The following is a 25,378-nucleotide window of genomic DNA, read 5'->3' on the forward strand; positions in this document are numbered from 1 at the left end:
GATACCGAAACAAGGGATAGGATAAATTTGCGAAAAACCAGTTGACTTGGAATTCATCATAGAAGGTCGGGTTAGCCCAACGGGCGTAACCCGACTGGCGTCGGCAGCGGCTCGGCGATCGCGCCGGCGGCGGCTGGGTGCAGTGGCACGTAGCGGACTTTGCTCCCCATGCCCAGCACACGCAAATGGCGAATGCCGCGCCGCTCCTGCAGGTCGACTAGATGCAGCGCGTACAGCTCGGCGCGTCGCAAGCCGTGGTACAGCAGCCTGGCTTGGTGCGTTTGAAAACAAACGTGCTCGCATTAGATGCGGTTTTCGGCTCGAATTAACTGAAAATGACGGGACCTCCATGCTCACGCTATCTGCAAATGAGCTTGCAATCGACGGCGCTTGCTTGCATTCAATGACAACGTGCTCGCGCTATTTGCAAATGAAGGTCCATGTCTGCACTTCCCTCGACGTTTTCGGCAGTCTAAATACCCAGCCGTTCACGCGTAATCACTGAGCGCTACTCATCCTGGTTGGTGGCACACTGCTTCAATGTTGTTGCCTTCTAAATCAATGACAAAGGCTCCATAGTAGTTAGGGTGATAGTCTGGGCGGAGGCCAGGGGCACCATTGTCTTTTCCTCCGGCGGTGATCGCTGCGAGGTAAAAAGCATCCACTTGCGCACGAGCTTCTGCCCGCCATGCTAGGTGGCAGCCGGTAGTCGCTGATGGGCCCCCGTATGGTGATGGGCCATCGATGAACCATACGTCGGCTTTTTTGCCGTCAGGCTCAGAGGAGTCAGGGTAAGCAAACCCCAACATGTTCACGCCGTAGTTGCCTTCGAAGCATACGCTGTAGCCCAATGGCGCAAGTGCCGCGCTGTAAAACGCTTTAGCACGACTAATATCGGTCACGCGGAAAGTCATGTGGTCAAGCATGGTGAGTTACTCCTGAGGTAGATTGTTGTGTGCGATTGACGCCTATTAACTGTACATGCATACAGTATTAATGGCAAGACATTAACACTGTATATACCTCAAGCCCTGCGGTAGACATAGCTGGCCCGGCACTGTCCTGTTCGACTCCCACCATCCGCCGGCACGTCGCATTGCTCATAGCTGTTCCGGCAGGCCGTGCGCCCGTGCCGTTAAGGTACATCCCAAGGCGTCATAGACAGTGCGGAAGGCGGCGACATCGTCAGAGTTGAGCGTGCGTTGTTGTCGCCGGGCCGCTGTGCAAACCCGGTTGGCGCCGAGTAGCAATTGCGTCATCGAATCGGGCCATTGCTGTCCGGTGATTTCTTTCACGTAGACCCGTTCGCGCAACAAGTGGGCATTGCACAGGGCGTGAATGGAACCGTCGAGCCGCCAATACGGTGCCCAGCAATCATGCACCAGCACGCCGAGGCGCTTGGGTAAGATGCCATGCGCCTCGATCGCTTCCAAGCCCCGCTTGGCATGCACGCCATACCAGGTCAGCGTGACACTGGCGGCGATGTGTAAGCAGTGCAGTTTGCCGGCCACACGCAGACCGGACTCGTCGGCATTGAGCACCGGCGCGGCGCGCAACTGATCGGCAATGCAGTCCGCCGTCGTTTGCAGGGCCGCGCTCGCTTCGGCCACCCACGCCAACAAAGTGGCCGGCGAGACCGCGAGGCCGTACACATCGGCGATCAACTCGGCAGCGCGCGCGTATGGCAGCATTTGGCCGTGAATCAGGTGCATGGCGAGGGCACGCACGTTCGGCCCGTACTGCACCATGTCGGTCACGTCGGAGCGGAAGCTGCTTACATGGGCCTGGCCGCAGCGGCACGTCACGGCCGGCGTGCGGTATTCGATGACGTCAAATACGCTGTTCGGCACGTCAATAATTTGGCGCCGCTCGGCCACTTGTGCCTGATCCATCGGCAGTGCGCTGTGGCAGCGCATGCAATGTGGCGGCAAGGGGTGATCGACCGTCTCGGTTGGTTCGGCAACCCGCTTCAGCGTCGTACCTTTGTGGCCATCGACATGCGCGGCCGGGCATAAATGGAATGCCGCGTGCGACACCTCAGCGTCAGGCCGGCTTGCCGTGCAGGCTGCAGGCGTGCGCGGTGGTGCCCAGTTCGACCTGCAGCGTGCTGTGGCCGATCGCGAAGCGGCTCTTGAGCTGCTCGGCGATGGCGTCGATGGCGCCGTCGCCGGGGTAGCCGGCCGGCATCACCAGGTGCGCGGTCAGCGCCGTCTCGGTGGTGCTCACGGCCCAGATATGCAAGTCGTGCACCTCGCTGACGCCGGCGCTGGCGCGCAGGAACAGCTCGACCTTGGGGGCGTCGACGTTGTCGGGCACCGCCGCCATCATCAGGCGCAGCGCGTCGCGCAGCAGCGACCAGGTACCCAGCATGATCAGCACCACGATGACGATGCTGGCGGCCGGGTCGAGCCAGGTCCAGCCGGTGAAGATCACGGCCACGCCCGCTAGCAGTACGCCCAGCGAGATGGCCGCGTCGGCCGCCAAGTGCAGGTAGGCGCCGCGGATGTTCATGTCGTCCTTGCTGCCGGCCATGAACAACCAGGCCGAGACGCCGTTGACGGCGATGCCGATCGCCGCCACCACCGACACGGTGGCGCCGTGCACCGGACTCGGGTTCAGCAATTGTTGCACCGCCTCCCAGGCGATCGCGCCGCAGGCCAGCATCAGCAACATGGCGTTGAACAGCGCCGCCAGCATCGACGAGCTGCGCAGGCCGTAGGTGTAACGGCTGCTCGGCTTGCGCTGCGACAGGATCGCCGCGCCCCACGCCAACGCCAAGCCGAGCACGTCGGACAGGTTGTGGCCGGCGTCGGCCATCAGCGCGGTCGAGTTGGCGATGAAGCCGTAGACGAACTCGACCACCACGAATATCGAATTCAGGGCGATGGCGATGGCGAAGGCGCGGCCGTGGCTCGTTGGATCGCCATGGTGGTGGTGGCCGTGGCCGTGGCCGTGCGCGTGGCCGTGGCCGTGCTTGTGTTCGGGCGGCGCGGCGTGGTCGTGCCCGTGTTTGCCGGCGTGGCCGTGGTCGTGGCCGCATTGGCCATGTTCGTGCTGTTCGCTCATGCGTCGCTCCCTGTTGCCGGTTCGGCGATATGTTCGAGCATATCGGTGAGTACGCCGCTGATGTGGGCATCGGCGGCGGAATAAAATACTTGCTTGCCCTGGCGCTCGGATTTGACGATGCGCGCCGCGCGCAGCAGGCGCAGGTGGTGGCTGACCAGCGAGCTGCTCAGTTGTAGCGCGGCGGCGATGTCGCTGACGGCGGTCGGCGTCTCCAGGCAGCACAGCACGATGCGCAAGCGGGTCGGGTCGCCCAGCAAGTGGAACAGGTCGGCCAGTTGCGCGACCGCGGTATCGGATTCGTTGAAGGTGGTCATGGAATAACATGTGAAGAGATGTTCACATGTTAGGCTTGTTTATTGGAAAGGGCAAGCGCAAAATCCGTTCCGTCCCCCTTGCCGTTAAGTTGGCGGGCCGGCAATGCTGAAAATAAACCCAAGGCAAACAGGCGCGGCCAGGCCTTGGTTTGAATGAATGCAACGCCGAAGCCGCATAACTTCATGACACCCGCCACCGTAAAAAGGAAAACATGTCGTACTCTCTGCACTATTTGGACGCCCAGTACCGCGCGCCGCGCCGGCGTTGGTTGCAGTTCGCCGGCCTAGTCGCGGTGGTCGGCGTCGGCCTGGCGTCGCGCGCCTACCCACTCTTCCCGGCCGCGCTGGGAAAATATCCGGGCGACGCGCTGTGGGCGTTGATGATCTTCGTCGGCCTGGGCCTGCTGTGGCCGCGCGCCGCCAGCGCCACCCTGGGCGCGGCCGCGCTGCTGCTGTGCTACGCCGTCGAGTTCAGCCAGTTGTACCAGGCGCCGTGGATCGTCGAGTTGCGCTCGCATACGTTGGGGCACCTGGTGCTCGGTTCGCATTTCGGCTGGACCGACTTGATCGCCTACGCCGTCGGCGCGGGTGCCGGCGCGCTGCTCGACATGCTGCCGCGGCGGAACAGCAGGCGTCTTTTTCGACCATAACAGTTGCGCCTACCGGCAACTGTGGCGGTCACAATGTCGAATTGCTGCATCTGTCATGGCTGGCGCGGCGCCGGTATGCTGGGATTCGCACGGCCAGCGCATTCCGCGCCCGCCGCGCCTCTCCAGTTGCGGAAGCCTTCACAATGCATATCAAAGACTTTTCCCTGTCCGCCGTCGTCGCCGGTTTGCTTGCCGTGTTCATCAGCTTCGCCGGGCCGGTGGCCATCGTGTTCCAGGCCGCCAGGCTGGCGGGCTTGTCGGAGGCCATGACCTCGTCCTGGATCTGGGCCATCTCGCTGGGCAGCGGCGTCGCCGGCCTGCTGCTCAGCTACCGGCTGAAGATGCCGGTGCTGGCGGCCTGGTCGACGCCGGGCGCGGCGCTGCTGGTGGTGTCGCTGCCGGTGGTCGGCATCCACCAGGCCGTCGGCGCCTACATCGTGTCGGCCTTGCTGGTACTGGCGCTGGGCCTGTCGGGCGCGTTCAAGGTCTTGCTTGAGCATGTACCGAAAGGCATCATCGCGGCGATGCTGGCGGGGGTGCTGTTCAATTTCGGCGCGCAAGCCTTCGTCGCGATACCGGGCCGTCCGGCGCTGGTGCTGTGCGTGCTGCTGGCCTTCTTGCTGGGCAGGCGCCTGGCGCCGCGCTACGCCACCGCCGCCGCGATGCTGGTCGGCACCTGCTTCGTGCTGGCGGGCGGCGACACCCATCTGGGCGGCGTCGCGCTGACCTACGCGACGCCGGTGCTGATCGCGCCCGCGTGGTCGTGGCACGCGGTGTTCAGCGTCGCCCTGCCGCTGACGCTGGTCACCTTGAGCGGGCAGCACGTGCCCGGCCTGGCGGTGTTGCAGGCGTCCGGCTACCAGCCGCCGGCCAAGCCGATCGTCGCGCTGACCGCCTTCGTCTCGCTGCTGTTGGCGCCGTTCGGCGCGCACGCCATCAACCCGTCGGTGATCGCCGCCTCGATTTGTACCGGCGTCGAAGCGAACCCAGACCCGGCCAAGCGCTACGTCGCCGGCATCGCCGCCGGCGTGTTCTATTTGCTGATCGCCGTGTTCGGCGGCACGCTGGGGCAGCTGATGGCGGCGCTGCCGAAGGAGCTGGTGGTGACGCTGGCCGGGCTGGCGCTGGTCGGCTCGATCACCACCGGCCTGGTGGGACTGGTCAGCAACGAAGGGCACCGCGACGCCAGCGTCATCACCTTTCTGGTGGCGGCGTCGGGGATGAGTTTGCTGGGGCTGGGCGCGGCGTTTTGGAGCCTGGTCATCGGCGCGCTGGCGTATGTGATTTTGCATCAGCGCTGGGGCGGCGGCGCCCGCCGCGCAGGCGGTTGCGAGCCGGCGGCGCTGAAAGTTAAGCCCAGTCCGTAGGTCGGATGACCCGACCGACGCTAGGATGTTGGCAACGGCGCGGCGCCGGCCGGCCAGTAGGCGCGGATGATGGCGGCGAGCCTGGCGAAGGCCGGCCCGATCTGCTCGCTGGGCACGGCCGCGTAGCCGAGCATCAGGCCGCGCCGCGCGCTGCGCGCGTCCATGTAGTAGCGCGACAGCGGCCGCACCGTCAGCCCCTGGCGCGCCGCCTCCTGGCAAATCGCCAGGTCGTCGCAGTCTTGCGGCAGGCACAGCGCCAGGTGCAGGCCGGCCTCGCCGCCGGTGGTGGCGACGCTGCCGCCGAAGTGCTGCGCGATGGCGTCGCGCAGCAGGTGCAGGCGCTCGGCGTACAGCATGCGCATGCGCCGGATGTGCGAGGCGAAATGCCCCTCCACCATGAAGTCGGCCAGGATCGCCTGGTTGAACGTCTGGCCGCCGCGGTACAGCTCCGACAGCCCGGTGCCGAACACCGGCGCCAGCGCCTTCGGCACCACCAGGTAGCCGACGCGCAGCCCCGGAAACATGGTCTTGCTGAACGTCCCCATATATAACACCCGCTCCTGCGCGTCCATGCCCTGCAAGGACGGCAGCGGCCGGCTGGCGTAGCGGAATTCGCTGTCGTAGTCGTCCTCGATAATCCAGGCCCGTTGCGTCGCCGCGTAGTCGAGCAGGGTGCGCCGGCGCGACAGGCTCATCACCGTGCCCAGCGGGTACTGGTGCGACGGCGTGACGATGATGAAGCGCGGCGGCTGCAGCAGGTCGGCGGGACGCATTTGCATGCCCTCGCCGTCGACCGGGATCGGCACCGTCTCGATGCCGATCGATTGCAGCACGCTGCGCGTGCCCCAGTAGCACGGGTCTTCGACCCAGGCGCGTTCGCCGTGGTCGCCCAGCAGGCGCGCCGCCAGGTCCATCGACTGGTGGATGCCGGTGGTGATGAGCACTTGGCCGGCGCTGCAGTTGACCGAGCGCGCCACCCGCAGGTAGTTGGCGATGGCCTCGCGCAGCGGCAGGTAGCCGCCGGCGTCGGCGTAGGTCAGCAGCTCGGCGCGCGAGCGGCGCCAGTGCTTGTTTTGCAGGCGGCTCCAGATTTTGTTGGGAAATAACGTCACATCCGGTATGCCCGGCATGAACGCGCCCCACTGCACGTTGTTGACGCCGGCCTGGCCCACCAGACGGGCGCCGCGCTGCGACAGCCCGACCTCGTCGCGGCTGGGCGGCACCGCGGGCGCGGCGTTGGCGGCCCCGGCGATGCGGTCCGGCACGGTGTCGGCGACGAAGGTGCCGGAGCCGGCGCGGGTCTCCAGGTAGCCTTCGGAGATCAGTTGTTCATAGGCGTAGGTGACGGTATTGCGCGACACGCCCAGCTCCAGCGCCAGGTAGCGCGACGACGGCAGTTGCAGGCCGACCGGCAGCGCGTGCGACCAGACCGCCTCGCGCAGCACCTGGTAAATCTGCCGGTTTACCGGCTGGCGCTGGCCGCCGGCGTCGAGCGTGCGGTCGATGCGCTGCAACAGAAAATCCGATAGCGAGGCGATCCGCAAAGTGGCTCCATAAGAAAAATTAAAGTGGCTCTGTATTGTAGTGCCATTGCCGCCTTAGTATGGCTTGTCATGTCGCACAAACAAAGATTTACAGCGCGCGCAGTGACTGGCGGTGCGATCGAGCAGACGCAATTACAACAACGACGGACGCGGGAGACATGAGTTGGAACCTTTAAGTACCAGTAGCAGCACCAGCGGCGGCAACGGCGCGCGCGACCACCTGGTCGAGTTCCGCGGCGTGAAAAAAACCTACGACGGCGAAAACCTGGTCGTCAAACACCTCGACCTGAACATCGAGCGCGGCGAATTCCTCACCCTGCTGGGGCCGTCCGGCTCGGGCAAGACCACCTGCCTGATGATGCTGGCCGGCTTCGAGTTCCCGACCGGCGGCGACATCCGCCTGGACGGCAAACTGCTCAACAAGGTGCCGCCACACAAGCGCGACATCGGCATGGTGTTCCAGAACTACGCGCTGTTCCCGCACATGACGGTGGGCCAGAACATCGCCTATCCGTTGCAGGTGCGCAAGGTCGACGCCGGCGCGCGCGCCGAGAAGGTCAAGCGCGCCCTCGACATGGTGCAGATGGGAAAATTCGCCGACCGCTATCCGGCCCAGCTTTCCGGCGGCCAGCAGCAGCGCATCGCGCTGGCGCGGGCGCTGGTGTTCGACCCCAAGCTGGTGCTGATGGACGAGCCGCTGGGCGCGCTCGACAAGCAGTTGCGCGAGCGTATGCAAATCGAGTTGAAGGACCTGCACCAGCGCCTGGGCGTGACCTTCGTCTACGTCACCCACGACCAGAGCGAGGCGCTGACGATGTCGGACCGGGTCGCCGTGTTCGAGCACGGCGTGATCCAACAACTGGCGGCCGTCGAGACCTTGTACGAGCGGCCGGAAAACCAGTTCGTGGCCGGCTTCATCGGCGACAACAACCGCTTCACCGGCAGCGTCGAGGCGCGCGACGGCGACGCCTGCCAATTGCGCCTGGGCGACGGCACGCTGCTGCGCGGCGTCAACGCCAACGCGCTGAAGGTCGGCGACGCCGCCGTGGCCTGCATCCGGCCCGAGCGCATCCGCCTGCTTGCGCCCGGCGCCGAGTCGGCCAACGCGCTGCCGGTGACGGTCAGCAGCCTGATTTATTTCGGCGACCATGTGCGGGTGCGCTGCGCGCTGCCGCGGCAAGACGACTGCTTCATCAAGCTGAACTTGAAAGACCCGGCCCTGCCGGGCCTGTCCGCAGGATCGCCAGTGCGGCTGGACATCGATCCGGCCCATTTGCGCGTGTTTATCTGACCGTAGTTTCCACCGTTAAGACAAGAGGAATTGAAATGAAATTATTGTTTACCCCTGTTTTGCTGAGCGCGGCCCTGGCCGCCGGCCTGTCCCACGCGGCCGAGATCACGGTCGTCAATTTCGGCGGCGCCAACGGCGCGGCGCAGAAGGCGGCGTTCATCGAGCCGTTCCAGAAAAGCGGCGCGAACAAGGTGGTGATGGTGGAATACAACGGCGAAATGGCCAAGCTCAAGGCCATGGTCGAAAGCAAGAAAACCAGCTGGGACGTGCTCGAGGTGGAGTCCGGCGACATCGGCCGCGTCTGCGAGGAGGGGCTGGTGGAAAAAATCGACTTCGCCAAGATCGGCAAGAAGGCCGACTTCATGCCCGCGGCGATCCACGAGTGCGGCGTCGGCGTGTTCGTCTGGTCGACCGTGCTGGCCTACAACGCCGACAAGCTGAAGGCGGCGCCGAAAAACTGGTCCGACTTCTGGAACACCGCCAAGTACCCGGGCAAGCGCGGCATGCGCAAGGGCGCCCGCTACAACCTGGAATTCGCGCTGATGGCCGACGGCGTGCCGACCAAGGAAGTCTACAAGGTGCTGGCCACCAAGGCCGGCGTCGAGCGCGCCTTCAAAAAACTCGAAGAGCTGCGCCCGAACATCCAGTGGTGGGAAGCCGGCGCGCAGCCGCCGCAGTTCCTGGTGGCCGGCGACGTCGTCATGTCGACCGCCTTTAGCGGGCGCATCGACTCGGCCCAGCGCGAGGGCAAGAACCTGCAAGTGAGCTGGGCCGGCAGCATCTACGACCTCGACTACTGGACCATCCCGAAGGGCACGCCGAACAAGGAGGCGGCCGAGAAGTTCATCGCCTTCGCCAGCTCGGCCGAGGCGCAGAAAACCTACTCGACCAAGATCGCCTACGGCCCGGCCAACGTCACCGCGCTCAAGCTGCTGGACGCGAAAACCCTGGCCAGCCTGCCGACCTCGGCCAACAACGCCAAGGACGCGGTGCAGAACAACCTGAAGTTCTGGACCGACCACGGCGAAGACCTGGAGCAGCGCTTCACCGCCTGGGCCTCGAAGTAAGCTCTACCCTCGGCGGCGCGGGCGCAGTGATCATCCGCTCCCGCGCCGCCCGCCGTTTCATCTGACCGATAGCGCCCACCACTATGACTTCCATGGCCACCGCCGCCCCGATCCACCCAGCGCCGGCCGAGACCTCGCCGGCGCAATTGAAGCGCGACCTGCGCAAGGCGCAAACCCGCAAGCGCATCGCCGCGCTGGCGCTGATCGCGCCGCTGGCGATCTTCCTGATGCTCACCTTCGTCGTGCCGATCGCCGCGCTGTTGATGCGCGCGGTGGAAAACCCCGAGGTCGCCGCGACCCTGCCGAAAACCGTGCAGGCGCTGTCGGGCTGGGACCGCACCGGCCTGCCGGGCGACGCCGCCTACGCCGCGCTGGTCGACGACCTGGCCGCCGCGAAGGCCAACAACAGCACCGGCGCGCTGGCGCGGCGCATCAACTCCGACTTGCCGGGCGCGCGCTCGGTGGTCATGAAAACCATGCGCGCGCTGCCCTTGCTGGACGCCGCCGGCCAGCCGCTGGCGCCGCCGCGGATCAAGCCGGCGCTGCTCGACATCGACGAGCAGTGGGGCAAGCCGGAGTACTGGCAAACCATCGCCAAGAACAGTTCCTACTATTCGCCCTACTACCTGCTGGCGGCGGTCGACCTGAAGCAGGACGCCTTCGGCCACGTCTACCGGGCCGACCCGGAGCAGTCGGTGTACCAGCAGATCTTCGGCCGCACCTTTTGGATCAGCCTGGTGGTGACGCTGTGCGCGCTGGCGCTCGGCTATCCGTTGGCGTACTGGCTCTCGGGCATGCCGGAGCGGCGCGCCAACCTGTTCATGATCCTGGTGCTGATCCCGTTCTGGACCTCGATCCTGGTGCGCGTGGCGGCCTGGATCGTGCTGCTGCAATCGGAGGGCCTGGTCAACAAGGCGCTGCTGGCGCTGGGCCTGACGCAGGCGCCGCTGGAGCTGCTGTTCAACCGCTTCGGCGTGTACGTCTCGATGACGCACATCCTGCTGCCGTTCATGATCCTGCCGCTGTACAGCGTGATGAAGTCGATCCCGCCGACCTACGTGCGGGCCGCCGTCTCGCTGGGCAGCCACCCGTTCGCCGCGTTTTGGCGCGTCTACGTGCCGCAAACCTACCCGGGCGTCGGCGCCGGCGCGCTGCTGGTGTTCATCCTGGCGCTGGGCTACTACATCACGCCGGCGCTGCTGGGCGGGCCGAACGAGCAGATGGTCAGCTACTACGTCGCCTATTTCACCAACGTGACGATCAACTGGGGCATGGCCTGCGCGCTGGGCGCGCTGCTGTTCGCCGCCACGCTGGTGCTGTACGGCGTGTACCGGCGCTTCGCCAAAATCGATGTGAGTATGTGAGGACGCCATGAAGATATCTTTGCCGCTGTTTCCGCCCTATACCTCGCTGCCCGAGCGGGCCTGGTTCTTCGCGCTGCGCGGCTTCAACGCGCTGGTGCTGCTGTTCCTGATGCTGCCGATCCTGGTGATCATCCCGCTGTCGTTCTCCGACAGCAGCTTCCTGTCGTACCCGATCCCCGGCCTGTCGCTGCGCTGGTACGACAACCTGCTGCGGTCGGAGGAGTGGATGCGCGCGGCCCGCAACAGCTTCATCGTCGCGCCGCTGGCGACCCTGATCGCCACCGTGCTGGGGACGCTGGCGGCGGTCGGCCTGAACAAGGCCGACTTCCCCGGCAAGGGCTTGCTGATGGCGGTGCTGATCTCGCCGATGGTGGTGCCGGTGGTGGTGGTGGGTGTCGGCGTGTACCTGCTGTTCGCCAAGATCGGCCTGTCCGACAGCTACACCGGGCTGGTGCTGGCGCACGCGGCGCTGGGCGCGCCGTTCGTCGTCACCACCGTCTCGGCGACGCTGCAGGGCTTCAACCACAACCTGGTGCGCGCCAGCCTGAGCATGGGCGCCTCGCCGTTGATGACGTTTTTCCGCGTCACGCTGCCGGTGATCGCGCCGGGGCTGATCTCGGGCGCGCTGTTCGCCTTCGCCACCTCGTTCGACGAAGTGGTGATCACGCTGTTCCTCGCCGGCCCGGGCCAGGCGACGCTGCCGCGGCAGATGTTTACCGGCATCCGCGAAAACATCAGCCCGACCATCGCCGCGCTGGCGACGATTTTGATCATCTTCTCGACCTGCCTGCTGCTGGCGCTGGAATGGCTGCGCGGGCGCAACAAGGCCGCCGCCAGGATGTAAAGGCGCCGGGTGGACTTTCAGCGCACGTTGCCGTCGGCGTCGCGGTACTCGACCGGCGCCAGCTTCAGCTTGTCCAGCTGCGGCTCGACCGTGGCCTTGTCGCCGACGCCGATGACGATCAGCTTCTCCGGCCGCAGGTATTTGCGCGCCGCCGCCTGCACCTGGGCGCCGGTGACGCCGGCGAAGCGCCGCGGCAGTTTGGCGTAGTAGTCCAGGCCGAGGTCGTAGACGTAGGTGTTGGCCATGCTGGCGGCGATGCCCTGGTTGGTCTCGAACTGGCCGGGCAGCGACAGCACCTGCGAATTGCGCGCGTTGCCCAGCTCCTTCGGCTTCATCGGCCGGGCGATCATGTCGCGCACCTCCTTGAACATCTCCGCCACGGCCGGGCCGGTGGCGTCGGTGCGCACGCTGGCGGCGATCGAGAACGGACCCGGCGCGCGGCGGTACTGGAACTGCGAACGCACGCCGTAGGTGTAGCCCTTTTCCTCGCGCAGCTTGGTGTTCAGGCGGCTGGTGAACAGCCCGCCCAGGGCCGCGTTGAGCACTTGCAGCGGCGCGAAGTCGGGCGTCTTGCGGTCCGCGCCGATCAAGCTCAGGCGCAGTGCCGTTTGCGGCGCGCCGGCCTTGTCGACCAGGATCACCCGCGCCTTGCTGGTGTCGACCGTGCCGGCCGTGGCCGGCGCCACGTCGCCGCGCCGCCAGGCGCCGAACTTGGCCTGCGCCAGCGCCTCCAGCTCGGCGCGCGTGATGTCGCCCGAGACCACCAGCGCGGCGTTGTTGGGCAGGTAGTGCTGGCGCCAGAATTGCTGCAGTTCGGCGCGGCTGGTGGCCTTCAGCGCGGCCTCGGTGCCGAGCTGGCCGTAGCCGTACGGGTGGCCGGCGCCGTACAGCGCGGCGGCCTCGACGCGGGCCGCCACCGCGGCGGCGTTTTCGCGTTCCTGCGCCAGGGCGCCGAGGCGGCTGGCGCGCTGGCGCTCGACTTCGGGGTCCGGGAAGGCCGGGCGCTGCACGATGTCGGCCAGCAGGTCCAGCGCCGGGGCGAAATGGGCCTTCAGCGCGAACACCTGCGCCACCGAGGCGTCGGCCGTCGAGCTGGTGTCGAGGAAGGCGCCGAGCTGGGCGATGTCGTCGGCGATCTGCGGCGCGCTGCGCGTCGTCGTGCCTTCCTCCAGCAGTTGCGCGGTAAAGCTCGACAGGCCCGGGCGCGCCAGCGGATTGGCTTCCGAACCGGTCTTCAGCACCAGTTGCGCCGACACCATCGGCAGCGCCGGGTTGAAGTTGTGCAGCACCGTCAGGCCGTTCGGCAGCGTGAACGCGGCGCCCTGCGGCAGCGCGATGCTCGGCTGCGGGCCGGCTTTCGGCGCGCGCATGCGCCACGGCTCGTCGCGGTTGACCGGGCCGGTCTGGCCCGCCTTGGCCTTGGCCGTCGCCGGCGCCGGCGTCGCCACCTCCGGCCCCAGGTCCGGCGTGCCGGGCACGCCGTGCACCACGGCGCGCGCGGTATTTTGCAGTTGGGCCGCCAGCACGCGCCGGATGTCGGCCACGCCGACGCGGCGCAGCCGCTCGATGTCCCGGCCCAGGTAGCCGGGGTCGCCGAGGTACTGGTTATAGTGGTTGAGCTGGTTGGCCAGGCCGGCGCCGCCGACCTTTTCGATCTGGCTCAACATGGCCGTCTCGAGCGTGTTGCGGGCCCGCTCCAGCTCCTTCTGGGTCGGGCCGTCGGCGCGCAACGCCTGCAGCTCGGCGTCGATGGCGGCCTCGATTTCGGCGGCGTCGTGGCCGGGGCGGGCGGTGACGTCGACGATAAACATCGACGTCAGCGCGTTCGAACTTTGCGCCGCGCCGACGTCCTGGGCGATCTGCTTGTCGTACACCAGCGTCTTATACAGCCGGCTCGCCTTGCCGCCGCCGAGAATGTGCGCCGCCAGGCTCAGTTCGGCGTCGCCGGCTTGGTAGGCCGGCGGCGTCAGCCAGCCCATCATCACGCGCGGCAGTTCGACCCGGTCGGCGACGACGGCGCGCCGCTCGGCGCGGATCGGCGGCGTCGCCACGTCCAGCTTCGGCAGCGCCGGGCCGCGCTTGAAGCTGCCGAAGTACTTGGCCACCATGGCCTTGGTCTTGGCCTTGTCGATGTCGCCGGCGATCACCAGGCTGGCGTTGTTGGGACCGTAGTAGCGCGTGAAAAATTGCCGGATGTCGGCCAGTTTGGCGGCCTGGATGTCGGCGTGCGAGCCGATCACCGACGCGTAGTACGGGTGCCCCTTGGGAAACAGCAGGTGGTACAAGCCTTCCTCGACAATACCGTAGGGGCGGTTTTCCACGCTCTGGCGGCGCTCGTTGCGCACCACGTCCTGCTGGTTGCTCAGCGCGGTCTGGTCGAGCACGTCGAGCAGGTAGCCCATGCGGTCCGAATGCGTCCACAGCGCCAGTTCGAGTTGGTTCGACGGCGCCGTGTCGTAGTAGTTGGTGCGGTCGAAATCGGTGCTGCCGTTCGAGTCGGTGGCGCCTGCGCCCTCGAGCAACTGGTCGGCCAGGCCGCGCGGCATGTGCTTGGTGCCGGCGAACATCATGTGCTCGAACAAGTGGGCGAAGCCGGTCAGGCCCGGCTCCTCGTTGGCCGGGCCGACGTGGTACCACAGGTTGACGGCGGTGACGGGCAGTTTATGGTCCTCGACCAGGATCACTTCCAGGCCGTTCGGCAGCGTGTATTTTTCAAAGGCGATGCGCGGCACCGGCGTCATTGCGGCGGCGTCGGCGGCGAAGGCCGGAACCGGCGCCACGCCGCCGTAGAGGGAAAGGAGCAGGGCGGGTACGGCCAACAATGTGCAAGGCTTCATGCGTGCGATCCGTTATCAAAGGTTGAATATGCGGTGTCGCCCGGCGAGTAGGGAAGGGCGGCGGGAATGGCAATGCTAGCAAATAATCGGGCGAAGGCGGGGGGGCGGCGCGAGCGTGGCGCTGTCCGGGGATCGCCGCCAATACACCGCCAATACATAAACAGTCGCGTGCTACGGTTTTTGCATTTCGGCCTGGACCAGGGCGCGGCTTTTCGGGTCGAGCTTTTGCACCGCGCGCGCCAATTTGTCGCCCTGCTCGATGGCGGCGCTTTGCTGCGGCGTCAACGCCAGCGCCGTGACCGCCGGCGCCGGTATCACCGGCGGCTTGGCCAGCCAGGCTTGGCCGGCCAGCACCAGCAGGGCGCTGAACGCGGCGACGGCGGCGGCGCCGCCCAGCAGGCGCCAGTCGCGCGGCGCGAACGGCGCGGCGGCCTGGCTGGCCGCCGCCGGGCTTGCCACCGCCAGGGGCGGCGCATCGCCAGCCGGCGCCAGCGGCGCGGCGGGCGCGCCGGCGGCGCCGCGCGCCTGCCGCGCCAGCTCCTGCGCCGCGGCGTCGAGCAGCGCCACCTGGCGCTCGACCGTGTCGGCCAGCACCGCCTCGTTCAGCGCCACCAGCGCGAAGATCGGGTCGTCGCAGTCGACCTTGATGCCGGTCTTCTCGAACACCAGCGCGCGCAGTTTTTGCCGGTCCATCGCGCCCTCTACCACTGCACTTTATCGAGCTGCTCGAAAATGTCGCGGTAGACGACCTTGATGCGCTGCTTCTCCATGATGTTGAATTTGTCGTTTTGCAGCACCTCCTGCATCGTCAGGCGCGCCGTGTTCATCTTTTTGATGTCGGCGCCGAAGGTGTCGGCGTTGCGCTGGCTGAGCGTGACGCTGCCCTTGAGCCGGCCCGCGTGCTCGCTGTAGGACTGCGATTCGACGAACAGCTTGCCGGAGGCCGATTGCAGCAGGCCGAAATGCTCGTTCTGCCACAGCACCAGCGGCACCGTGGTGGCCTTGGCCGTCGCCACGAAGCCGGTGGCGGTGTCGTGCAGCGTGTCGCCGCCGCCGACGATGGTGTGGATGTAGACCTGGCGGCCGGATTCCTGCAGCAGCGAGAAGCAGTCGTTTTCGATCAGGTAGCCCATCAGCGGCGAGAAGGTGTTGGCGCCGTTGTCGATGACGCAGTTGCCGTCCTCCTCGAGGATGTCGATCATCAAGGCGTCGAAGCGCTTCGGGTCGATGTTGCGGGCATCGGTCATCACCGGCACGTGCTTGACGTCCATCGCCTTGTAGCGCGAGAAGGTGGCGTTCTCCTGGTCGGTGTCGTAGCAGCGCAGCGGCCGCTCGTCCTTGCCCGCTATCCATTGCGCCAGGATGGTCGACACCAGCGTCTTGCCGATGCCGCCTTTGCCCTGCAGGATGAAATGAACCGTGTTTTGCATTGCAATACTCCAAAATGAGTCGAACAGCATTCAACAACTACCAATCAATCCGCGGCGCGCCCGGCCGCGCCGGCGCCGGGACGCGTCAATCCAGCGTCGAGGGTAAGTCTTTTGCGGCGAGATGGCAACCGCCGCGCCGGGGCCGGCCGCCACGGGCCGCGCCGGCGGCGGATATATTTTCCGCCGCTGCCTGAAAAAGCGGCAGCGCGGCGTCGAATGTGGGTATCATGTCGACTTAATGAAATGCAATATTTATGGTCGAACGCTTTCGCCCCTTGTGCCCGAGAAGGATACCCGCGCAGTGCCCAAAGCCCGCCACGACAAGACCGAGATCGATCGCCTCAACCTGCAGGGCCTGTCCTGCCTGGTCGCCAACCGGCGGCAGGCCAGGCGCCTGACCCGGCTGGCGCTGGTGTCGGCCGCCGCGCTGCGCTACGAGCGCGGCGCGGCGCGCGCGCAGATCAACCAGCTGTGGCTGAGGTATTACGCCGGCCTGGCCGGCCAGCCCGAGCCGCTGTACCAGGCGCTGCACCGGCGCTTCGAGGCGTGCGGCGACCTCGAGGGCAGCATGGCGCTGGAGGTGGTGCTGGGCGCCTACGCCAGCCGCGGCGGCGAGCTGGCGCTGGCGGCGCGGCATTTCGACAATGCCCGCGCGCTCGCTTCGCACATTCCCGACTCGCTGCACAAGTTCATGCTGCACACCCGCCTGGGGATTGACGCGCAAAGCCGCGGCGACGGCCGCGGCGGGCCGCGCAGTTTCCTGCTGGCGCTCGACATCGCCGAGCGCTTCGGCAGCGCCGCGCACCGCGTCAACAGCCTGTCGAACCTGGCCTCGACGCAGCACGACCTGGGCAACGACGAGGACGCCATCCCGCTGCTGGGCGAGGCGCTCGACATCATCGGCGACCAGCAGTTGCACCAGCAGCGCGCGATCGTCTCGGCCAACCTGGCGATGTGCCTGCTGGCCAGCGGCAAGGCCGGCGAGGCGCTGGCGCTGGTCGAGCCGTTTTTCGACGACGCCGAGGCCGACGTCGGCGTGCGCGCCTTCGTGCTGTGCATCGGCGCCCACGCGGCGATCCTGGTGGGCCGGCTCGACGCCGCCCAGGAGCTGCTGCGGCGCGGCCAGGCCTGCGCCTTGCAGGGCCGCGACCTCGACGAGCAGATGCACGGCTGGCTGGTACAGGGCACGCTCGACCAGGCCCGCGGCGCGCCCGGGGCGGCGCTGCTGGCGCTACAGCGCGCCTACGCCATGCTGGAGCTGACGCGCAACCCGTATTACGAGCGGCAGATCTACCAGGGCCTGGCCACGCTCCACGCCGGGCTGGGCGACTGGCGCGCCGCCTTCGGCTTGCTGCGCCAGTACCAAGCGCTGTTCGAGGCCAGCAGCAAGTCGGCGCGCGAGTCGCGCCTGCTGATGCGCCACCTGGAGGGCGAGATGCGCACCCTGAAGGGCGAGCGCGACAAGGCGCTGGAACTGCAGGCGGCGCGCCAGCTTGAAAACCAACAGCTCGAGCACCTGAACCGCGAGTTGGCGCAGCAGATCATGCACGTCAATTCGCTGCAGGACAGCCTGCGCGAGCAGGCCATCCGCGACCACCTGACCGGCTTGTACAACCGGCGCCATTTCGAAACCTGCCTGAACGCCATTCTGCACGAGTCGGACGGCCGTTTCCCGGTCAGCGTCGTGCTCGTCGACCTGGACTTCTTCAAGCGCGTCAACGACAACCACGGCCACGCCTTCGGCGACGAGGTGCTGGTGCAGTTCGCCCGCCTGGTCGAGGGCCAGTTGCGCGCCAGCGACCTGCTGTGCCGCTACGGCGGCGAGGAGTTTTGCCTGCTGATGCGCGAGGCCGACAGCGCCATCGCCGCGCGCAAGATGGCCGATATCGCGGCGCGCTACCGGCAACTACTGGTGCGCCAGGGCGGGCACGCGCTGCGCGGCTGCACCTTCTCGGCCGGCATCGCCGAATACCCGCGCCACGGCGCCGGCCGGCATGAATTGCTGATGCGCGCCGACGGCGCGCTGTACGCCGCCAAGCAGGCCGGCCGCGACCGCGTGCAGGTGGCCTAGCCGGCCCGGCGGAGCGCGGCGCGGCGGCCGCGCCGACCGCCCCGGCCCGACCGGCCGCTAGCGCCGCTGCGGCGCCGCGCCCTGCTCGCCGCGGCCGCTGCGCGGCGAGCAGGGCGCTGTCGACGCCGGCGCGCGAGGCCGCCCGCAGCTCGGCCCAGGTGACGGGGGCGCCGTGGGTCACATGCCAGATCCCGCTCTCCTCGTCGATCAATAGGTCAAGGCAGGCGTGCAGCAGGTCCGGCACGTAGGTCGGCGACACCGTCAGGTCGTCGGCGGCGGCGAACGGTTGGCCGCGTTCGAGCGCCGCCAGCGCCCGCGCCAGGAAATGGCAGTCGTCCCACGGCCCGAAAAAGGCGCTGCTGCGCACCACCAGCGCGGCCGGCGCGGCGTCGAGCACGCGCCGTTCCGCCTCGGCCTTGCTTTTGCCGTAGATGTTGAGCGGCGCGACCGCGTCGGCTTCGACGTAGGGCGCCAGTTTGCCGCCGTCGGACACCAGGTCGCTCGAAAAGGTCAGCAGGCGCACCTGGCGGCGCTGGCACTCTGCCGCCAGCACCGCCGCGCCGGCGCTGTTTTCCCGGAAACAGCGGGCGACGTCGGTTTCGGCCTGGTCGACCTTGACGTAGCCGCTGGTGTTGACCAGCGCCCACGGCCGGTAGTGGCGCGGCGCCGCATTCCAGGCCGCCCCACATTTCAAGCGGGGCGGCGGCGCTGTCGTGCTGTGGCGTGGGCATGGGGCCTGTCTCCGCTGGGGCGAGGCAGGTTCGATGCCAACCCCGGCCGAAAAGTTCGCGCCGCCTCAGCCGACGAAGCGCAGCAGGCCCTTGAGCGCGTGCGCCACGGCCTGCTCGCGCACCGCCTGGCGGTCGCCGGCGAAGACCAGCCGCTCGGTGTGGCTGCGTTCGCCGATGCGCCAGCCGAAGCAGACCGTGCCGACCGGCTTGCCCGGCACCGCCCCGGCCGGGCCGGCGATGCCGGTGGTGGAGACGGCGACGTGGGCGTTGCTGTTGGCCAGCGCGCCGCCGGCCATCGCCGCGGCGACCTCCTCGCTGACGGCGCCCAGTTGCGCGATCAGCGCCGCCGGCACGTCCAGCAGCCCGGTTTTCGAGGCGTTCGAATACACCACGAAGCCGCAGTCGAACCAGCCGGTCGAGCCGGCCACCTCGGTGATCGCCTGCGCCACGCCGCCGCCGGTGCAGGACTCGGCGGTGCTCAGCAGCAGGCCCCGGGCTTGCAGCGCGCGGCCCACCTGGGCCGCCAGGTCGGGAATGTCGTTGCTCATGTGTGGCTCCTTGAGGATGGAACAGGGCGGCGCCGGCGGCGCCGGCATGGCGTGATTCTAGCCTGCCGGCGGCATGGTCAGCCCTGCAACATGTCAAAAAATTTCACCCGCCGACCTTGAAAATGCGTACACTTGTTTCCAATCAGAACGCTAAAAATGTCCATTCAACACACTCCGCCGTGGCTTGGCGAGCCTGCGCGAGCGGCTCGCCCGCGACCCGGGGCAGCGCCGGCTCGGGAACCGATTTTGCCAACACACGATACCGACCGCTCCGCGATGGGGAGCGCCATGTTGCTGAACCGCCTGTCCGGGCCGCGCCGCTGGCGCGCGTCCGCTCGCCCGCGATGGCGGCGCTGACGCGCGCCGGCGCCGCGCGGGCGCAGCGCCAGGTCAAGGCCGCCTACCTGTATCAATTCGCCGGCTTCGTCGAATGGCCCGAGGGCAGCTTCGCCCGGTCCGACAGCGCGCTTGGCGGCATGATCAACTTCGTCGTCGCCGACCAGAAGCTGCGCGTCGAGGTGGCGCTGAAACCGCTGGCCTCGGCGCGCCTGCGCATCAGCGCGCGCACGCTGTCGGCCGCCTACAACGTGCGGGGGGCCCCGTGATCCGGCTGCGCTCGATCCGCCTGAAGCTGCTCGCCGTGGTGCTGTCGACAACGCTGGTGGCGTTGCTCGTGTCGATCGGCTCGATCATCGCCTACGACCTGCGCGCCTACCACCGCACCGTGCTGGCCGACATGGCGAGCCAGTCCGAGCTGCTGGGGCGCATGACGTCGGCGGCGCTGACCTTCGACGACCGGCGCCTGGCGCGCGAGAACCTGGCGCTGCTGCGCATCCGTCCCGGCGTGCAGGCCGGCGCCATCTACAACGCCGGCGGCGCGCTATTCGCCAGCTACCTGGCGCCCGGCCAGGCCGAGGCCTTCCCGGCCCGCGCCGAGGGCGACGGCGTGCGCGTCGACGGCAAGCGCCTGTTGCTGTTCAAGCGCATCGTCGACAACGGCGAGCTGCTCGGCACGGTCTATCTGCGCGCCGACTACCAGCTGGCCGGGCGCATCGGCGACTACCTCGGCATCGCCGCCGGCGTCACCGTGCTGGCGTTGCTGCTGGCTTGGTTGGTCACGCGCCGGCTCGATTACATCATCACCCGGCCCATCCTCGACATCGCCGACGCCGCCCGCGAGGTCGTCGAGACGGGCGATTATTCGCGCCGCGCGCGCAAGTTCAGCGACGACGAGGTGGCCCGGCTGGTCGACTCGTTCAACCAGATGCTCGCCGAGACCGAGCACCGCACGCGCGCGCTGGAAACCTCGAACCGCGAGATCGCCCGCGAGGCCGAGCAGCGCAGCCTGGCGCAGGCCGAGGTGATGCGCCTGAACCTGGACCTGGAGCGGCGCGTGCACGAGCGCACCACGCAGCTTGAGGTCAGCAACGGCGAGCTGGCCATGGCGGTGGCGCAGGCCAAGAGCGCCAACCACGCCAAGTCGGCCTTCCTGTCGGCCATGAGCCACGAGCTGCGCACGCCGCTCAACGCGATCCTCGGCTTCGCCCAGATCCTGAGCTCGGAGCGCTTGCCGTCGACGCTGGCGCAAAAGAAGGAGTTCGCCAGCCACATCCTGAAGTCGGGGCGCCACCTGCTGACGCTGATCAACGAGATCCTCGACCTGGCCAAGGTCGAATCGGGCACGCTCGACCTGTCGCTCGAACCGGTGGCGCTGCAGGACATCCTCGACGAATGCCACGGCATGGTCGCGCCGCTGGCGCAGCAGCGCGGCGTGCGCATGCTGTTCCCGCAGGGCTGCGCGCTGAACGTGCAGGCCGACCGCACCCGCCTCAAGCAGATCCTGCTGAACCTGCTCTCGAACGCCCTCAAGTACAACCGCCCGGCCGGCAGCGTGGTCGTCGACTGCGCGCCCGACGGCGCCGGCGCGGTGCGCCTGTCGGTGCGCGACAGCGGCGTCGGGCTGGCGCCGCGGCAGCTCGAGCGGCTGTTCCAGCCGTTCAACCGGCTCGGCCAGGAAACCGGCGCCGAGGAGGGCACCGGCATCGGCCTGGTGGTCACCAAGCGCCTGGTCGAGCTGATGGACGGGCGCATCGGCGTCAGCAGCGAGATCGGCGTCGGCAGCGTGTTCTGGGTCGAGCTGCGCGCCACCGAGCCGACCGCGCTGGCGGCGCCGGCGGTGCCGGCCGAGGAGGCGGCGGCGCTGGCGGCGCCGGGCGCGCCCGTCACGCTGCTGTACGTCGAGGACAACCCGGCCAACCTGCGCCTGGTCGAGGAGATCGTGCGTTTCCGCCCCGAGCTGCGCCTGCTGTCGGCGCCGGACGGCCACCTCGGCATCGAGCTGGCGCGCGCCCACCAGCCGCAGTTGATCCTGATGGACATCAACCTGCCCTGCGTCAGCGGCATCGACGCCATGAAGCTGTTGCGCAGCGACCCGCTGACGGCGCACATCCCGGTCATCGCGCTGACCGCCAACGCCATGCCGCGCGACGTCGAGCGCGGCATGGCGCTGGGATTTTTCCACTACCTGACGAAACCCATCAACATCGACGAATTCACCCAGGCCATCAACAGCGCGCTGGCCCACGTCGCAGAAAAGGGCGGGCCGACATGATCACCCAAGCCGACATCCACGGCGCAAAAATCCTGCTCGTCGACGACCAGGCCATCAACGTCGAGCTGCTCGAGTATTTGCTGAGGAGCACCGGCTACCTGGCGGTCAGCTCGACCACCGATCCGCGCCGGGTGGCGGCGCTGCACGCCGAGCACGACTACGACCTGATCATCCTCGACCTGCACATGCCGGGCATGAGCGGCTTCGACGTGATGGCGGCGTTGAAGCCGATCGAGGCCGGCGCCTACCTGCCGGTGCTGGTGGTGACGGCCGACCCGGAGAAGAAGCTGGCCGCGCTCGACGCCGGCGCGCGCGACTTCGTCAGCAAACCCTTCGACCCGCTCGAGGTGCTCACGCGCATCCACAACATGCTCGAGGTGCGCCTGCTGCACCGCGAAGCGCGCCAGTACAGCGCGCGCCTGGAGCGCACCGTGCTCGAACGCACCGCCTCGCTGCAGCGCTTTCGCAGCGCCATGGACGCCACCGCCGACGCCATCTTCCTGGTCGACCCGGCCGGCGCCGCCCTGCTCGACGTCAACGAGGGCGCCTGCCGCATGCTCGGCTACAGCCGCGCGCAACTGCTGGCGATGGCGCCGGCGCGGCTGCTGCCGGCGCCGCCGGCGGGCGCGCCGCGCGACCCGGCGCGCGCGCCGCTGCTGGTGGAGTGCGAGCTGGAGCGCCACGACGCGGTGCCGGTGCCGGTTGAACTGTACTGGCAGTGGCAGCAGCAGGTGGAGCCGGGGCGGGTGCTGATCGCGGTGGCGCGCGACATCAGCGAGCGCCGCGCCGCGCAGGAGCGCATGAAGCATTTGGCCCATTACGACAGCCTGACCGGGCTGCCCAACCGCACGCTGTTCTACCAGACCCTGGAACACGCGATCGGGCTGGCGCGCGAAAAGGCCTGGCGCATCGTCGTGCTGTTCATCGCGCTGGACCGCTTCAAGAACGTCAACGACTCGCTCGGCGCGGCGCTGGGCGACGAGCTGCTGCGCCAGTTCAGCAACCGCCTGGTGCAGTGCGTGCGCCTGCGCGACACGGTCGGGCGCATGGGCAACGACGAGTTCGCGCTGATCCTGACGATGACGCGCGACCAGCAGGACGCCGTCAACGTCGCCAACCAGGTGCGCGAGGCGCTGCGCGCGCCGTTCGACCTGGGCGGCCACGCGGCGGCGCTGACGGCCAGCATCGGCATCGCCATGTACCCGGACGACGCGGTCGAGCCGGAACCGCTGATCAAGTACGCCAACACGGCGATGGCGCGCGCCAAGCAGGCCGGGCGCGACGGCTACCGCTTCTTCACCGCCGGCATGAACGTCCAGGTGCTGGCCCGGCTCGACCTGGAGCTGGCGCTGCGGCGCGCCCTCGACCAGGGCGAGTTCGTGCTGTACTACCAGCCCAAGGTCGACCTGCGCCGCGGCCGCCTGAGCGGGGGCGAGGCGCTGCTGCGCTGGCGCCGGCCCGGCTACGGCCTGGTCGCGCCGGCCGAGTTCGTGCCGCTGCTGGAGGACACCGGCCTGATCGTGCGCGCCGGCGCCTGGGTCGTCGACGAGGCCTGCCGGCAGATCGCCGCGTGGTGCGCCGGCCCGGTCGGCGCGGTGCACGTGGCGGTGAACGTGTCGAGCCGGCAGTTCGCCGAGGGCGACCTGGAGGGCGGGGTGCGCGCCGCGCTGGCGCGACACAAGGTCAACCCGGCGCTGCTCGAACTCGAGCTGACCGAGTCGGCGCTGATGGTCAACGCCGAGCGCACCATCGTGGTGCTGGGCAACCTGAAGAAAATCGGCGTGAAGATCGCCATCGACGACTTCGGCACCGGCTATTCCAGCCTGTCCTACCTGCAGCGCTTCCCGATCGACAAGCTGAAGATCGACATCGCCTTCGTGCGCAACATCACCACCAACCCGAACGACGCCGCCATCGCGCTGGCCATCATCAGCATGGCGCACAGCCTGAAGCTGGGGGTGATCGCCGAGGGCGTCGAGTCGCGCCCGCAGCTGGAATACCTGCGGCGCAACCGCTGCGACGAAATCCAGGGCTACTACTTCAGCCGGCCGCTGCCGGCCGCCGAGCTGGGCCTGCTGGTGGCGGCCGGCACCGGCCTGCCGCGCGAGCCGGACCAGGCGGCGCAGCCGTCGCAGACCCTGCTCATCGTCGACGACGACGTCAACGTGCTGTCCTCGCTGCACCGGCTGTTCCGGCCGGACGGCTACCACATCCTGACGGCGGCGTCGCCGGCCGAGGGCTTCGAGATGCTGGCGTTGCACCAGGTCCACGTGATCGTCTGCGACCAGCGCATGCCGGTCATGAGCGGCACCGAATTCCTCAGCAAGGTCAAGGAAATGTACCCGGAGACCATCCGCATCATCCTGTCCGGCTACACCGGGCTGGAGTCGGTGCTGGACTCGATCAACCGCGGCGCGATCTACCGCTTCTACACCAAGCCGTGGGACGACACCCAGTTGCGCGACAACATACGCCTGGCCTTCCACCACTACTGGCTGGTGAACCAGGCGGTGCCGGCGCGCCCCGGCGACGCCCAGGCCGACCCGGCCATCTGAGCGCCGCGAACAAGCAAAAAACCGGCGGCAAAGAGCCGGGCTCGGACCTTCAGGTCCGAGCCCGGGCTTACGCCGGCGGTTTTTTTCGGCCCGCCTACGCCTTGAAGTGGTCGAAGCCCTGCAGCCGCAGGTCGAGCGGGCGGCCGGCGCCGTCGACCAGGCGCAGGCCGGGCGCGGCGTCGATGGCGCCGACCCGGGCCACCGGCGTGGCGGCGCCGGCGGCCAACGCCAGCACCGCGTCGCGCGCCGCCGCCGGCGCCGTGAAGCACAACTCGTAGTCGTCGCCGCCGGCGGCGGTGAAGCTGCGCCGCAGCGCCTGCGTCTGGCGCGCCAGCACCGGCCCGGCCGGCAGCGCGTCGACGTCGAGCGTGGCGCCGACCCGCGACGCGGCCAGAATGTGGCCGAGGTCGCCGACCAGGCCGTCCGAGATATCAATCGCCGCGTGCGCCAGGCCCGAGCGCGCCAGCGCCAGCCCCAGCGCCACCCGCGGCGTCGGCGCGTGCATGCGCGCCGCCGCCCGCTCCAGCTCGGCGCCGTCCAGCGCCAGCTCGGCGCGGTAGCCGGCCAGCGCCAGGCGGGCGTCGCCCAGCGTGCCGCTGATCCAAACGTCGTCGCCGGCGCGGGCGGCGGCGCGGCGCAGCGCCGCGCCGGGCGCCAGCTCGCCGAACACCGTGATGCAGATGTTCAGCGGGCCCTTGGTGGTGTCGCCGCCGATCAGCTCGCAGTCGAAGGCGTCGGCCAGCGCGAACAGGCCGTCCGAAAAGCCGGCCAGCCAGTCGCGTTCTGCCGCCGGCAGCGCCAGCGCCAGCGTGAAGGCGACCGGGCGCGCGCCCATCGCCGCCAGGTCGGACAGGTTCACCGCCAGGCTCTTGTGGCCCAGCTTGCGGGCGTCGGCGCCGGCGAAGAAATGCCGGCCCTCGACCAGCATGTCGGACGAAATCGCCGTCTGCATGCCGGGCGCCGGGGTCAGCAGCGCGCAGTCGTCGCCGATGCCGAGCGTGGCGCGGCCGGCGCGCGGGCGCGCGAAATATTGTTTGATGAGGTCGAATTCGGAGAGCATGGCGCCATTGTACCGAATGGCGGCGTAC

At 68.2% G+C, this 25,378-nt stretch carries 21 protein-coding genes and 1 pseudogene; 10 read left to right on the top strand and 12 right to left on the bottom strand.

Annotation, left to right across the window (positions count from 1 at the left end):
• Positions 1-512: 512 nt before the first annotated feature.
• The 5 genes from ACFDR9_RS05320 to ACFDR9_RS05340 all read right to left on the bottom strand — a co-directional run bounded on the left by ACFDR9_RS05320 (position 513) and on the right by ACFDR9_RS05340 (position 3,565).
• The gene (locus tag ACFDR9_RS05320; RefSeq protein WP_409030303.1) at positions 513-926 is read right to left on the bottom strand and encodes a VOC family protein; all 414 of its coding nucleotides are present in this window, start codon (positions 924-926) and stop codon (positions 513-515) included.
• Positions 927-1,100: 174 nt separating this feature from the next.
• On the bottom strand, positions 1,101-2,036 hold the full coding sequence (gene tnpC / locus ACFDR9_RS05325; RefSeq protein ID WP_409030304.1) for an IS66 family transposase: 936 nt from the start codon (positions 2,034-2,036) through the stop codon (positions 1,101-1,103).
• 7 nt (positions 2,037-2,043) lie between these two features.
• Positions 2,044-3,066, bottom strand: a complete 1,023-nt coding sequence (locus ACFDR9_RS05330; RefSeq protein ID WP_409030305.1) for a cation diffusion facilitator family transporter — start codon at positions 3,064-3,066, stop codon at positions 2,044-2,046.
• Complete coding sequence (locus tag ACFDR9_RS05335) at positions 3,063-3,380, bottom strand: ArsR/SmtB family transcription factor (RefSeq protein WP_409030306.1); 318 nt, start codon at positions 3,378-3,380, stop codon at positions 3,063-3,065. Before ACFDR9_RS05335 ends, ACFDR9_RS05330 begins: the two co-directional genes overlap by 4 nt.
• A 29-nt stretch (positions 3,381-3,409) precedes the next feature.
• Positions 3,410-3,565 (bottom strand): hypothetical protein, encoded by a 156-nt coding sequence (locus tag ACFDR9_RS05340; RefSeq protein ID WP_409030307.1) that lies wholly within the window; start codon positions 3,563-3,565, stop codon positions 3,410-3,412.
• A 27-nt stretch (positions 3,566-3,592) separates the two neighbouring features.
• Here ACFDR9_RS05340 and ACFDR9_RS05345 point away from each other — a divergent pair, with 27 nt between their 5' ends.
• Both ACFDR9_RS05345 and ACFDR9_RS05350 read left to right on the top strand, forming a co-directional pair.
• Positions 3,593-4,030 carry a DUF2809 domain-containing protein gene (locus ACFDR9_RS05345; RefSeq protein ID WP_157406685.1) on the top strand — a complete coding sequence of 146 codons (438 nt, stop codon included), beginning with the start codon at positions 3,593-3,595 and terminating at the stop codon, positions 4,028-4,030.
• Between the two features lie 143 nt (positions 4,031-4,173).
• The gene (locus tag ACFDR9_RS05350; protein ID WP_409030308.1) at positions 4,174-5,397 is read left to right on the top strand and encodes a benzoate/H(+) symporter BenE family transporter; all 1,224 of its coding nucleotides are present in this window, start codon (positions 4,174-4,176) and stop codon (positions 5,395-5,397) included.
• A 20-nt stretch (positions 5,398-5,417) separates the two neighbouring features.
• Here ACFDR9_RS05350 and ACFDR9_RS05355 read toward each other — a convergent pair whose 3' ends face one another.
• Positions 5,418-6,941, bottom strand: coding sequence for a PLP-dependent aminotransferase family protein (locus tag ACFDR9_RS05355; RefSeq protein WP_409030309.1), 1,524 nt, complete (start codon positions 6,939-6,941; stop codon positions 5,418-5,420).
• A 163-nt stretch (positions 6,942-7,104) separates the two neighbouring features.
• Between ACFDR9_RS05355 and ACFDR9_RS05360 the strand changes: the two genes are divergently transcribed.
• The 4 genes from ACFDR9_RS05360 to ACFDR9_RS05375 all read left to right on the top strand — a co-directional run bounded on the left by ACFDR9_RS05360 (position 7,105) and on the right by ACFDR9_RS05375 (position 11,507).
• A complete protein-coding gene (locus ACFDR9_RS05360; protein WP_409030310.1) occupies positions 7,105-8,232 on the top strand; it encodes an ABC transporter ATP-binding protein in 1,128 nt (375 codons plus the stop codon).
• Positions 8,233-8,267: 35 nt separating this feature from the next.
• Positions 8,268-9,299 carry an ABC transporter substrate-binding protein gene (locus tag ACFDR9_RS05365; protein WP_409030311.1) on the top strand — a complete coding sequence of 344 codons (1,032 nt, stop codon included), beginning with the start codon at positions 8,268-8,270 and terminating at the stop codon, positions 9,297-9,299.
• Positions 9,300-9,382: 83 nt separating this feature from the next.
• The gene (locus ACFDR9_RS05370) at positions 9,383-10,663 is read left to right on the top strand and encodes an ABC transporter permease (protein WP_409030312.1); all 1,281 of its coding nucleotides are present in this window, start codon (positions 9,383-9,385) and stop codon (positions 10,661-10,663) included.
• Between the two features lie 7 nt (positions 10,664-10,670).
• A complete protein-coding gene (locus ACFDR9_RS05375; RefSeq protein WP_017877542.1) occupies positions 10,671-11,507 on the top strand; it encodes an ABC transporter permease in 837 nt (278 codons plus the stop codon).
• 17 nt (positions 11,508-11,524) lie between these two features.
• Here the strand turns inward: ACFDR9_RS05375 and ACFDR9_RS05380 are convergent, their stop codons facing one another.
• The 3 genes from ACFDR9_RS05380 to ACFDR9_RS05390 all read right to left on the bottom strand — a co-directional run bounded on the left by ACFDR9_RS05380 (position 11,525) and on the right by ACFDR9_RS05390 (position 15,774).
• Positions 11,525-14,344, bottom strand: a complete 2,820-nt coding sequence (locus tag ACFDR9_RS05380; RefSeq protein WP_409030313.1) for a M16 family metallopeptidase — start codon at positions 14,342-14,344, stop codon at positions 11,525-11,527.
• A 171-nt stretch (positions 14,345-14,515) separates the two neighbouring features.
• Positions 14,516-15,037 (bottom strand): hypothetical protein, encoded by a 522-nt coding sequence (locus tag ACFDR9_RS05385; protein WP_409030314.1) that lies wholly within the window; start codon positions 15,035-15,037, stop codon positions 14,516-14,518.
• A gap of 8 nt (positions 15,038-15,045) precedes the next feature.
• Entirely contained in the window at positions 15,046-15,774 is a 729-nt protein-coding gene (locus ACFDR9_RS05390) for a hypothetical protein (protein WP_017877539.1), read from the bottom strand.
• Positions 15,775-16,075: 301 nt separating this feature from the next.
• On the opposite strand from ACFDR9_RS05390, the gene ACFDR9_RS05395 reads away from it, so the two are divergent.
• The gene (locus tag ACFDR9_RS05395) at positions 16,076-17,845 is read left to right on the top strand and encodes a diguanylate cyclase (RefSeq protein ID WP_409030315.1); all 1,770 of its coding nucleotides are present in this window, start codon (positions 16,076-16,078) and stop codon (positions 17,843-17,845) included.
• A 64-nt stretch (positions 17,846-17,909) separates the two neighbouring features.
• Here the strand turns inward: ACFDR9_RS05395 and ACFDR9_RS05400 are convergent.
• Together ACFDR9_RS05400 and ACFDR9_RS05405 are read right to left on the bottom strand one after the other, a co-directional pair.
• Positions 17,910-18,539 (bottom strand): annotated as a pseudogene (locus tag ACFDR9_RS05400) (SDR family oxidoreductase); the annotation flags it as partial.
• 102 nt (positions 18,540-18,641) lie between these two features.
• Positions 18,642-19,124: a CinA family protein gene (locus ACFDR9_RS05405; protein ID WP_026133063.1), complete on the bottom strand. Its 483-nt coding sequence runs from the start codon at positions 19,122-19,124 to the stop codon at positions 18,642-18,644.
• Between the two features lie 344 nt (positions 19,125-19,468).
• Here ACFDR9_RS05405 and ACFDR9_RS05410 point away from each other — a divergent pair, with 344 nt between their 5' ends.
• From ACFDR9_RS05410 to ACFDR9_RS05420, 3 genes are read left to right on the top strand one after another with little or no spacing between them, the layout of a single operon-like run.
• Entirely contained in the window at positions 19,469-19,729 is a 261-nt protein-coding gene (locus ACFDR9_RS05410; protein WP_409030316.1) for a hypothetical protein, read from the top strand.
• On the top strand, positions 19,726-21,735 hold the full coding sequence (locus tag ACFDR9_RS05415) for an ATP-binding protein (RefSeq protein WP_409030317.1): 2,010 nt from the start codon (positions 19,726-19,728) through the stop codon (positions 21,733-21,735). The genes ACFDR9_RS05410 and ACFDR9_RS05415 overlap by 4 nt, the downstream gene beginning before the upstream one ends.
• Complete coding sequence (locus tag ACFDR9_RS05420; protein WP_409030318.1) at positions 21,732-24,290, top strand: EAL domain-containing protein; 2,559 nt, start codon at positions 21,732-21,734, stop codon at positions 24,288-24,290. Before ACFDR9_RS05415 ends, ACFDR9_RS05420 begins: the two co-directional genes overlap by 4 nt.
• A gap of 94 nt (positions 24,291-24,384) precedes the next feature.
• On the opposite strand, the gene thiL is transcribed toward ACFDR9_RS05420, so the two are convergent.
• Positions 24,385-25,350, bottom strand: coding sequence for a thiamine-phosphate kinase (gene thiL, locus ACFDR9_RS05425; protein ID WP_409030319.1), 966 nt, complete (start codon positions 25,348-25,350; stop codon positions 24,385-24,387).
• Between the last annotated feature and the right edge of the window lie 28 nt (positions 25,351-25,378).

The sequence above is a fragment of the Janthinobacterium sp. CG_23.3 genome (assembly GCF_046115965.1).
Taxonomy (GTDB): domain Bacteria; phylum Pseudomonadota; class Gammaproteobacteria; order Burkholderiales; family Burkholderiaceae_D; genus Janthinobacterium.

What these genes read in the sequence shown, in the direction of transcription:
- ACFDR9_RS05330 (WP_409030305.1), bottom strand. Translation starts at nt 3,066, where the DNA reads ATGAGCGAACAGCACGAACATGGCCAATGCGGCCACGACCACGGCCAC.
- ACFDR9_RS05345 (WP_157406685.1), top strand. Translation starts at nt 3,593, where the DNA reads ATGTCGTACTCTCTGCACTATTTGGACGCCCAGTACCGCGCGCCGCGC.
- ACFDR9_RS05380 (WP_409030313.1), bottom strand. Translation starts at nt 14,344, where the DNA reads ATGAAGCCTTGCACATTGTTGGCCGTACCCGCCCTGCTCCTTTCCCTC.
- ACFDR9_RS05350 (WP_409030308.1), top strand. Translation starts at nt 4,174, where the DNA reads ATGCATATCAAAGACTTTTCCCTGTCCGCCGTCGTCGCCGGTTTGCTT.
- thiL (WP_409030319.1), bottom strand. Translation starts at nt 25,350, where the DNA reads ATGCTCTCCGAATTCGACCTCATCAAACAATATTTCGCGCGCCCGCGC.
- ACFDR9_RS05375 (WP_017877542.1), top strand. Translation starts at nt 10,671, where the DNA reads ATGAAGATATCTTTGCCGCTGTTTCCGCCCTATACCTCGCTGCCCGAG.
- ACFDR9_RS05340 (WP_409030307.1), bottom strand. Translation starts at nt 3,565, where the DNA reads ATGAAGTTATGCGGCTTCGGCGTTGCATTCATTCAAACCAAGGCCTGG.
- ACFDR9_RS05405 (WP_026133063.1), bottom strand. Translation starts at nt 19,124, where the DNA reads ATGAGCAACGACATTCCCGACCTGGCGGCCCAGGTGGGCCGCGCGCTG.
- ACFDR9_RS05370 (WP_409030312.1), top strand. Translation starts at nt 9,383, where the DNA reads ATGACTTCCATGGCCACCGCCGCCCCGATCCACCCAGCGCCGGCCGAG.
- ACFDR9_RS05390 (WP_017877539.1), bottom strand. Translation starts at nt 15,774, where the DNA reads ATGCAAAACACGGTTCATTTCATCCTGCAGGGCAAAGGCGGCATCGGC.
- ACFDR9_RS05320 (WP_409030303.1), bottom strand. Translation starts at nt 926, where the DNA reads ATGCTTGACCACATGACTTTCCGCGTGACCGATATTAGTCGTGCTAAA.
- ACFDR9_RS05365 (WP_409030311.1), top strand. Translation starts at nt 8,268, where the DNA reads ATGAAATTATTGTTTACCCCTGTTTTGCTGAGCGCGGCCCTGGCCGCC.
- ACFDR9_RS05385 (WP_409030314.1), bottom strand. Translation starts at nt 15,037, where the DNA reads ATGGACCGGCAAAAACTGCGCGCGCTGGTGTTCGAGAAGACCGGCATC.
- ACFDR9_RS05410 (WP_409030316.1), top strand. Translation starts at nt 19,469, where the DNA reads ATGGCGGCGCTGACGCGCGCCGGCGCCGCGCGGGCGCAGCGCCAGGTC.
- ACFDR9_RS05420 (WP_409030318.1), top strand. Translation starts at nt 21,732, where the DNA reads ATGATCACCCAAGCCGACATCCACGGCGCAAAAATCCTGCTCGTCGAC.
- ACFDR9_RS05335 (WP_409030306.1), bottom strand. Translation starts at nt 3,380, where the DNA reads ATGACCACCTTCAACGAATCCGATACCGCGGTCGCGCAACTGGCCGAC.